The sequence below is a fragment of the Bacillus sp. SRB_8 genome (genome assembly GCF_003264205.1).
GTDB classification, from domain to species: Bacteria; Bacillota; Bacilli; order Bacillales; family Bacillaceae_G; genus Bacillus_A; species Bacillus_A mycoides.
In genome coordinates, this window is the sequence record NZ_NADT01000054.1 from 432 (window position 1) to 714 (window position 283).

The window sequence follows — 283 nt, forward strand, 5'->3', positions numbered from 1 at the left end:
CTGGTGCCGACTAGAGGACTTGAACCCCCAACCTACTGATTACAAGTCAGTTGCTCTACCAATTGAGCTAAGTCGGCTAAATGGTGGAGGATGACGGGATCGAACCGCCGACCCCCTGCTTGTAAGGCAGGTGCTCTCCCAGCTGAGCTAATCCTCCGAATTGCCTGGCAACGTCCTACTCTCACAGGGACAAGGTCCCAACTACCATCGGCGCTAGAGAGCTTAACTTCCGTGTTCGGTATGGGAACGGGTGTGGCCTCTCTGCCATCATTACCAGACTGTA

General features: G+C 54.4%; 2 tRNA genes and 1 rRNA gene. All 3 read right to left on the reverse strand.

The window, feature by feature from the left end:
- Position 1 precedes the first annotated feature (1 nt).
- The 3 genes from B5P40_RS28985 to rrf all read right to left on the reverse strand — a co-directional run bounded on the left by B5P40_RS28985 (position 2) and on the right by rrf (position 278).
- Positions 2–77 (reverse strand) — tRNA-Thr (locus B5P40_RS28985).
- 4 nt (positions 78–81) lie between these two features.
- A tRNA-Val gene (locus B5P40_RS28990) sits at positions 82–157 on the reverse strand.
- A gap of 5 nt (positions 158–162) precedes the next feature.
- Positions 163–278: ribosomal RNA gene (gene rrf / locus B5P40_RS28995) — 5S ribosomal RNA — on the reverse strand.
- Positions 279–283 lie beyond the last annotated feature (5 nt).